The organism is Pseudomonas sp. SDO5522_S412, assembly GCF_054071215.1.
In genome coordinates, this window is sequence record NZ_JBSVWQ010000440.1 from 1 (window position 1) to 1,226 (window position 1,226).

At 61.3% G+C, this 1,226-nt stretch carries 1 protein-coding gene; it reads right to left on the bottom strand.

The window, feature by feature from the left end; genetic code table 11:
* Positions 1–78 precede the first annotated feature (78 nt).
* Positions 79–1,026 carry a choline ABC transporter substrate-binding protein gene (locus tag ACW9I6_RS32355; RefSeq protein ID WP_008439284.1) on the bottom strand — a complete coding sequence of 316 codons (948 nt, stop codon included), beginning with the start codon at positions 1,024–1,026 and terminating at the stop codon, positions 79–81.
* Positions 1,027–1,226: the final 200 nt, after the last annotated feature.

The following is a 1,226-nucleotide window of genomic DNA, read 5'->3' on the forward strand; positions in this document are numbered from 1 at the left end:
GTCTATCAGTCAATACTTGTGTGGCTGACCCACCGCATTCGCGAGCAAGCCCGCTCCCACATTTTGATCTTCATTTGCTCAGGGCTTGAGGCTGGCCTGCACCGCCGCCACGCCGTCCTTGCCATCCAGGGTCGTCACGCCCGCCAGCCAGCGCTGCAAGTCCTCGGGATTGTCGCGCAGCCACTGTCTGGCCACATCCTGCGGCGTCTTGCGGTCCATGATCGGCACCATCAACTGGCTTTCCTGGGCCGCGGTGTAGGTCAGGTTTTCCAGCAGGCGGGTCACGTTGGGGCAACGCTCGGCGTAATCCGGCGCCGTCACCGTGGAGACCGTGGCCATGCCTTCGTTGGCACCGAACACATCTTCACTGCCGGTCAGGTACGCCATTTTCATGTTGATGTTCATCGGGTGCGGGGTCCAGCCGACAAACACCACGAACTCCTTGCGATTCACTGCCCGCTGCACCGCCGCCAGCATGCCTGCCTCGCCGGACGCCACCAGCTTGAAGCCGCCGAGGCCAAAGCGGTTGCTGTCGATCATTTTCTGGATATCGGTATTGGCACCGCTGCCCGGCTCGATGCCATAGATTTTGCCGCCCAGCTTGTCCTTGAAGCGGGCAATGTCGGCAAAGGTTTTCAAGCCGGCGTCGGCAACGTACTGCGGCACCGCCAGCGTCGCCTGGGCGTCGGACAGGCTCGGCTTGTCGAACACCTTGACCTGCTTGGCCGCGAGGAATGGCGCGATGTTGTTGTCCATCGCCGGTTTCCAGTAGCCGAGGAAGATATCCAGGCGCTTGTCGCGGATGCCGGCAAAGATGATCTGCTGCACGGCGCTGGTTTGCTTGCTGTCATAGCCCAGGCCATTGAGCAGCACGTCGGCCATGCCGCTGGTGGCGATCACGTCAGTCCAGCTGACCACGCCCATGCGCACGACCTTGCACGAGGCCGGGTCGGCAGCCATCGCGTTGGCGCTCAAGAGTGCGGCGCCGGTGAGAATCAACAGACAACGGTTGAACAGTCTTTTCATCGATGCGGTCTCACTCGGCAGTTTTTATTGTGGGAGTGGCGTCTGACGCGCCGTGCCCAACACCTTACCCAGCGAGACCTTGATCAAAGCGAACTGTGGCGACAGGGATTTGCACACAGACGACTTGGGAGGTGTGTTGCTGTTGAGGGCCTCTTCGCGAGCAAGCCCGCTCCCACATTCGACCGTGTTCCTCCTGAAGA